This is a genomic window from Hydrogenophaga sp. (assembly GCF_028698005.1).
Lineage (GTDB): Bacteria > Pseudomonadota > Gammaproteobacteria > Burkholderiales > Burkholderiaceae_C > Hydrogenophaga.
In genome coordinates this window covers 1-6,548 of record NZ_JAQVEJ010000162.1, presented here as the reverse complement: position 1 = coordinate 6,548, position 6,548 = coordinate 1, and the positions used below count along the sequence as shown (strand labels likewise).

Genomic DNA, 6,548 nt, shown 5'->3' with positions numbered 1-6,548 from the left:
ACCCGGTTGATGCCGCGCACCTCGTTGATGATGCGGCTGGAGACCTTCTTGAGCAGCGCGTAGGGCAGCTCGGCCCAGTCGGCCGTCATGAAGTCGCTGGTCTGCACGGCGCGCAGGGCCACGACGTAGTCGTAGGTGCGGCCGTCGCCCATCACGCCCACGCTCTTGACCGGCAGGAACACGGTGAAGGCCTGGCTGGTCAGGTCGTACCAGGTCTTGCCGCTGGCCTCGTCGCGGAAGTTGCGCAGTTCCTCGATGAAGATGGCGTCGGCCCGGCGCAGCAGGTCGGCGTATTCCTTCTTGACCTCGCCCAGGATGCGCACGCCCAGGCCCGGGCCCGGGAACGGGTGGCGGTACACCATCTCGGGCGGCAGGCCCAGGGCCACGCCCAGCTCGCGCACCTCGTCCTTGAACAGGTCGCGCAGCGGCTCCAGGAGCTTGAGACCCAGCTGCTCGGGCAGGCCGCCCACGTTGTGGTGGCTCTTGATCGTCACGGCCTTCTTGCTCTTGGCGCCGCCCGACTCGATCACGTCGGGGTAGATGGTGCCCTGGGCCAGGAAGGTGGCACCCTTGTGGCCGTTGCCGCCGGCCTTGAGCTTGGCGGCCTCGGCCTTGAACACGTCCACGAAGAGGCGGCCGATGATCTTGCGCTTTTGCTCCGGATCGCTCACGCCGGCCAGCTCGCCAAGGAACAGCTCGCTGGCATCCACCCGGATGACCTTGGCGTGCAGCTTGCCTTCGAACATGTCCATGACCATGTCGCCTTCGTTCAGGCGCAGCAGGCCGTGGTCCACGAACACGCAGGTGAGCTGGTCGCCGATGGCGCGGTGGATCAGCGCGGCCGCGACGCTGGAATCGACGCCGCCGGACAGGCCCAGGATCACCTCCTCGTCGCCCACCTGGGCGCGGATGGCTTCGACGGCCTCGGCAATGTGGTCCTTCATGACCCAGTCGGGCCGCGCGCCGCAGATTTGCAGCACGAAGCGCTCCAGGATCGCCCTGCCCTGCACGGTGTGCGTCACCTCGGGGTGGAACTGCACGGCATAGAAGCGGCGCTCGTCATCAGCCATGCCGGCGATGGGGCAGCTGTCGGTGCTGGCCATGAGCTTGAAGCCCGGCGGCAACTCGGTGACCTTGTCGCCGTGGCTCATCCACACCTTGAGCATGCCGTGGCCTTCGGCGGTGGTGAAGTCGGCGATATCCTGCAACAGCTTCGTATGGCCGCGTGCGCGCACCTCGGCGTAGCCAAACTCGCGCGTGTGCGAGCCCTCGACCTTGCCGCCGAGCTGTTGCGCCATTGTCTGCATGCCATAGCAGATGCCCAGCACCGGCACACCCAGCTCGAACACGGCGTCGGGTGCCTTGTCATCCACCTCGTACACGCTGGCATGGCTGCCCGAGAGGATGACGCCCTTGAGCTGCCCGTCGGCGGCGTACTCGCGCACCCATTCACTGCTGACGTCGCAGGGATGGACCTCGCAGTACACATGCGCCTCGCGCACGCGGCGGGCGATGAGCTGCGTGACCTGGGAGCCGAAATCGAGGATGAGGATCTTCTGGTGCTGCATGGATCTGGCCAGAGAAAGCGGGGCTGGAAAAACAAAAGGCCGTCCGGCTGGGACGGCCCTTGGCGTGTGCGCGATCAGTCGGCCCGGCAGTTGGGCGCTTCCTTGGTGATCTGCACGTCGTGCACGTGGCTCTCGCGGATGCCGGCCGAGGTGATCTCGACGAACTCGGCCTTGGCACGCATGTGCTCGATGGTCGGGCAGCCACAGTAGCCCATGGCCGCGCGCAGACCGCCAGCCATCTGGTAGATGATCGTCAGGACCGAGCCCTTGTAAGGCACGCGACCCTCGATACCCTCGGGCACGAGCTTGTCGGCGGTGGGGTTGCCGGTGCTGCTTTCCTGGAAATAGCGGTCGGCACTGCCTTGCTGCATGGCGCCGATGGACCCCATGCCACGGTAGCTCTTGTAGCTGCGGCCCTGGAACAGCACGATCTCGCCCGGGGCCTCTTCCGTGCCGGCGAACATGCCGCCCATCATCACGGTGTTGGCACCGGCCGCGATGGCCTTGGCGATGTCACCGCTGTAGCGGATGCCGCCATCGGCGATCATGGGCACGCCCGTGGTCTGCAGCGCAGTGGCCACGTTGTCGATGGCCATGATCTGCGGCACGCCCACGCCCGCGACGATGCGGGTGGTGCAGATGGAGCCCGGACCGATACCCACCTTGACGGCGTCGGCACCGGCCTCGACCAGGGCCAGGGCGGCACTGGCGGTGGCGATATTGCCGCCGATCACGTCCACCTGGGGGTAGTTCTGCTTGACCCAGCGCACGCGGTCGATCACGCCCTTGCTGTGGCCGTGCGCGGTGTCCACCACGATGGCGTCGGCACCGGCCCGCACCAGCGCCTCGACGCGCTCTTCGGTGCCCTCGCCCACACCCACTGCCGCGCCCACGCGCAGGCGGCCGGCCGCGTCACGCGCGGCATTGGGGAAGTTGAGCTGTTTGGTGATGTCCTTGACGGTGATCAGGCCCTTGAGCTCGAAGGCGTCATTGACCACCAGCAGCCGCTCGATCTTGTGCTTGTTCAGCAGCGCCTTGGCCTGTTCGGGTGTGGTGCCTTCGGGCACGGTGACCAGGCGGTCCTGGGGCGTCATGATCTCGCTGACGGCCAGGTCGTGGCGGTTCTCGAAGCGCAGGTCGCGGCCGGTCACGATGCCCACGACCTTGCCGTTGTCGACCACCGGGAAGCCGGACACGCCCAGCTCGTCGGACAGGGCCATGACCTCACGCACCGAGGTCCGCGGGCTGATGACCACCGGATCGCGCAGCACGCCGGATTCATAGCGCTTGACCTTGGCGACTTGTGCCGCCTGCTCCTTGGCCGAGAGGTTCTTGTGGATGATGCCGATGCCACCTTCCTGGGCAATGGCAATGGCCAGACGGGCTTCCGTGACCGTGTCCATGGCCGCGGAGACCAGGGGCAGGTTCAACTGGATGTTTCGGGTGAACTGAGTGACCAGCGATGTGTCCTTGGGCAGGACCTGGGAATACGCGGGCACCAGCAGGACATCGTCGAATGTAAGCGCTTTGCCGAGGAGGCGCATGGATAAAGCTCCAAAAACACTATTGTACCTTTGGCGCAAGATCCCCATGGTCCTCCAGGACAGGTCCGCCGCCGCATTGCGGTGGTATGGCCGGGCGTTAAACTGTGCGCATGCACGCCGACCACGCTCCCATTTTCCGCGTACGCACGCCGCTGCTGGCGCTTGCCCTGGTCCTGTCTGCCGGCGCTGCATCGGCCCAGTGGATGTGGGTCGATGCGCAAGGGCACAAGGTCTACAGCGACACACCGCCGCCAGCGACCGTGGCCGACAAGGACGTGCTCAAACGCCCGGGCGCACCTGCCGTGTCCCCCGGCACCGAGGCTGCAGAGGCGACCCAGAACCAGGCGGCCGCGTCCAAGCCTGCTCCGGACGTGCCGCCCGGACGGGATGATCAGCTCGAAGCCAGAAAGAAGCAGGCCGAGGCAGCCGAAGCCGCCAAGCGCCGGGCCGAGCAGGAGCAGGTTGCCAAGGCCCGCGCCGAAAACTGCGAGCGCGCCAAGAGGGCCAAAGCCACGCTGGCTTCGGGCGTGCGCATTGCCACGACCAATGCAAAGGGCGAGCGCGAGATCATGGATGATCAGGCCCGGGCAACCGAAGGCAAGCGCCTGGACCAGATCGTGGCATCCGACTGTGGACCCATGCCCGCGGCCCGGTAAAGCCGGCGGCTGCCTTTTCGCTCAGTAGCCGGCCTTCGAGCCCGGTCTGCGCGCCGAGAACAGCCCGGCCGTGCGGGCACCCTGCCCGGCAAAGCGCTCACGCCGGGCGACCTTGGGATCGACCCGCAGCGGCCGGCAGAACTCCAGCCGGTCGCCATCGCGCAGCCGGGTGTTGGCGTCGACACGCCGGCCCCAGATGGCGATACCCAGGGTCTCGATGCCGGGAAAACGTGCCGTCCAGCCGGCGGCCTGCAGGGCCTGGGCAATGCTGGTGCCTTCGGGCAGCTCCATTTCCAGCGCATGGACTTCGCGCGGCGCGCTGGCGTGGACCAGTGTGACTTTCATGGCACTCAACTGCCGTAGACCTGATCGGCCCGCTTGACGAAGGCGTCCACCAGGCTGGCCGCAATCTTGTCGAATACCGGCCCGACCAGGGTGGCCAGTGTCCTGCTGGAAAAGCCATAAGTAAGCCGGAATTCCACCTTGCAGGCCTTCTGTGTGCCATCGCCCAGGGGCACGAAGTCCCAGCACCCTTCGAGGTGCGAAAACGGCCCGTCCACCAGCTCCATCAGGACCTGGCGGTCCTGCACATGGCGGTTGCGGGTGGTGAAGCTCTGGCGCAGGCCGCCAATGGCCATGCCCACCTTGGCGGTCATGCCCTCGGGCGTGCGCTCGATGATGTCGGCGTGATCGCACCAGGGCAGGAACTGCGGATAGTGCTGCACATCGGTCACCAGGCTGAACATTTCGTGGGCGCTGTGCCAGAGCAGTACGGATTTCTGGATCGTTTTCATACAATCTGCGGTCCTGCCCGGACCGCGTGACCTGACGCACACTGCCACCAGGACTCAATCCTCCATTGTATTGGCCAGCTCTGGCCCCATCTGACGCCCATGGCCACCCGCAAGAACGACTCCAGCAAGGGCAGCAAGGATGCCCGCATCGCCGAGAACAAGAAGGCGCTGTTCAACTACCACATCGAGGAGCGCTTCGAGGCCGGACTGGTGCTGCAGGGCTGGGAAGTCAAGGCCCTGCGCGAGGGCAAGACGCAGATCACCGATGGCTACATCGTGATCCGCGATGGCGAGCTGTTTCTCATCGGTTGCCAGATCAATCCGCTGCGCACCACCTCCACCCATGTGAACGCCGAGGCCACACGGACCCGCAAGCTGCTGCTGCACAAGGAGCAGATCCAGCGGCTGATCGGCAAGACCGAGCAAAAGGGCTTCACCATGGTGCCGCTGAACCTGCACTGGAAGAACGGCAAGGTCAAGTGCGAGATCGCGCTGGCCAAGGGCAAGGCCGAGCACGACAAACGCGACACCATCAAGGACCGCGAGGGCAAGCGCGAGGTCGAGCGCGCGCTCAAGCAGCGCCAGCGCTGATTGATTTCGGCGGGCGTGGAATAAACGCCTGCCCACCGGTGTTTATCTTGCGCACGGCCGCGATTTCGCGCGACCGGCAACGCCTGGAGAACACCATGACCCGATTCAATGCCCTGATCATCGCCCTGGCCCTGGCCGGATGCCATTCGATGCCCTATGCGCAGGTGAGTGTGCAAGGGGGTGTCCTGGTCGGTCCCAACGGCATGACGCTGTACACGTTCGATCGCGATGTCGCAGGCAGTGGCCAGTCGATGTGTACCGGCAACTGCGCGGTCAACTGGCCGCCTCTGGTGGCGACGATGGCCCCCGAAGGCACCGACTACAGCCTGATCCAGCGCGCAGACGGTGCCCGACAGGTGGCCTACAAGGGCAAGCCGCTGTACTACTGGAGCAAGGACAAGATGGCCGGCGACAGGACGGGCGACGGCGTGAACAACGTCTGGCACCTGGCCACCCCGTGACGACGACAATGTGCGCATGAACCGCACCCAGGTGGTTGAGCAGTTGCCCGGCCTGCGCCGTTACGCACGCGCGCTGACCGGTGATGCCTGGGCAGCCGACGATCTGGTGCAGGATACGCTGGAGCGCGCTTGCCGCAAGTGGCGGCTGTGGCGCCGCGACAGCGACCTGCGTGCCTGGCTGTTCACGCTGATGCACAACCTGTACCTGAACCAGCGCCGTGGCCTGGTGGCGGTTCAGATGGTGGATGCCGAAGGGTTGGCCAGCCTGCCGGGGGCGGACGGCATCGTCGGGGATACGGCGATGGACCTGGACCGCTGCCTGCAGCGCCTGCCGGCCGAGCAGCGCGCCGTGTTGCTGCTGGTGACTCTGGAAGACATGGCCTATGCCGACGTGGCGCGGGTCCTGGACATTCCCGTGGGCACGGTCATGTCCCGCCTGTCACGGGCCCGTTCGCGCATGCGCGAACTGCTGGATCCGGCCTCAGGCATCCCCACCCGCTCGCCGGCGGCACTGCGGCGCATGAAATGAACCCCGCCCCGATTTCGCGCAATCGCCATGAACTTTCCCTCCCAAGCCCCGCCCGGCGATGACGCCGACCTGCATGCCCTGGTGGACGGGCGCCTGCCGCCTGCCGCGACACAGCGGTTGCTGGCCCGGCTGGATGAGCGGGCACAGGACGATGTCCGGGCCTGGGAGCACCAGCGCGCGCTGCTGCAGGGGCTCCATGGTGACTGGGGGGAGCGCCCACTGCCCACCGGCCTGCGGCAGGCGGCCGAGCGGCTGCAACAGACCAGGGCCACGCGCGGCCGCTGGACCACCTGGGGAGCTCTGGCGGCCGGCTGGGTGCTGGCCTTCGGCCTGGGCTGGACCATGCGGGGATACGGCGACTGGCCGCCGCCCGGACAGGATCAGCAGATCGCCATGGCGGGGCCG

Annotated in this window: 8 protein-coding genes and 1 pseudogene; 5 read left to right on the top strand and 4 right to left on the bottom strand. The window is 66.7% G+C overall.

The annotated features are described in order from the left end of the window. Together guaA and guaB are read right to left on the bottom strand one after the other, a co-directional pair. Positions 1-1,568, bottom strand: a 1,568-nt coding sequence (gene guaA / locus PHQ87_RS13450; protein ID WP_300235302.1) for a glutamine-hydrolyzing GMP synthase, incomplete at its 3' end; no start/stop codon positions are given. A 74-nt stretch (positions 1,569-1,642) separates the two neighbouring features. Beyond that, positions 1,643-3,112 (bottom strand): IMP dehydrogenase, encoded by a 1,470-nt coding sequence (gene guaB / locus PHQ87_RS13445; RefSeq protein WP_300235299.1) that lies wholly within the window; start codon positions 3,110-3,112, stop codon positions 1,643-1,645. Positions 3,113-3,222: 110 nt separating this feature from the next. Here guaB and PHQ87_RS13440 point away from each other — a divergent pair, with 110 nt between their 5' ends. Next, positions 3,223-3,768 carry a DUF4124 domain-containing protein gene (locus PHQ87_RS13440; RefSeq protein WP_300235295.1) on the top strand — a complete coding sequence of 182 codons (546 nt, stop codon included), beginning with the start codon at positions 3,223-3,225 and terminating at the stop codon, positions 3,766-3,768. Positions 3,769-3,789: 21 nt separating this feature from the next. On the opposite strand, the gene PHQ87_RS13435 is transcribed toward PHQ87_RS13440, so the two are convergent. Then, on the bottom strand, positions 3,790-4,113 hold the full coding sequence (locus tag PHQ87_RS13435) for an RnfH family protein (RefSeq protein ID WP_300235292.1): 324 nt from the start codon (positions 4,111-4,113) through the stop codon (positions 3,790-3,792). Between the two features lie 5 nt (positions 4,114-4,118). Next, entirely contained in the window at positions 4,119-4,562 is a 444-nt protein-coding gene (locus PHQ87_RS13430) for a type II toxin-antitoxin system RatA family toxin (protein WP_300235290.1), read from the bottom strand. 99 nt (positions 4,563-4,661) lie between these two features. Here PHQ87_RS13430 and smpB point away from each other — a divergent pair, with 99 nt between their 5' ends. The 4 genes and pseudogenes from smpB to PHQ87_RS13410 form a co-directional block, all read left to right on the top strand. Next, positions 4,662-5,153 carry an SsrA-binding protein SmpB gene (gene smpB, locus PHQ87_RS13425; protein ID WP_300235287.1) on the top strand — a complete coding sequence of 164 codons (492 nt, stop codon included), beginning with the start codon at positions 4,662-4,664 and terminating at the stop codon, positions 5,151-5,153. A 95-nt stretch (positions 5,154-5,248) separates the two neighbouring features. Beyond that, positions 5,249-5,614: a hypothetical protein gene (locus PHQ87_RS13420; protein WP_300235285.1), complete on the top strand. Its 366-nt coding sequence runs from the start codon at positions 5,249-5,251 to the stop codon at positions 5,612-5,614. 16 nt (positions 5,615-5,630) lie between these two features. Next, entirely contained in the window at positions 5,631-6,143 is a 513-nt protein-coding gene (locus PHQ87_RS13415; RefSeq protein WP_300235283.1) for a sigma-70 family RNA polymerase sigma factor, read from the top strand. Between the two features lie 27 nt (positions 6,144-6,170). Next, positions 6,171-6,548, top strand: a pseudogene (locus tag PHQ87_RS13410) (anti-sigma factor); the annotation flags it as partial.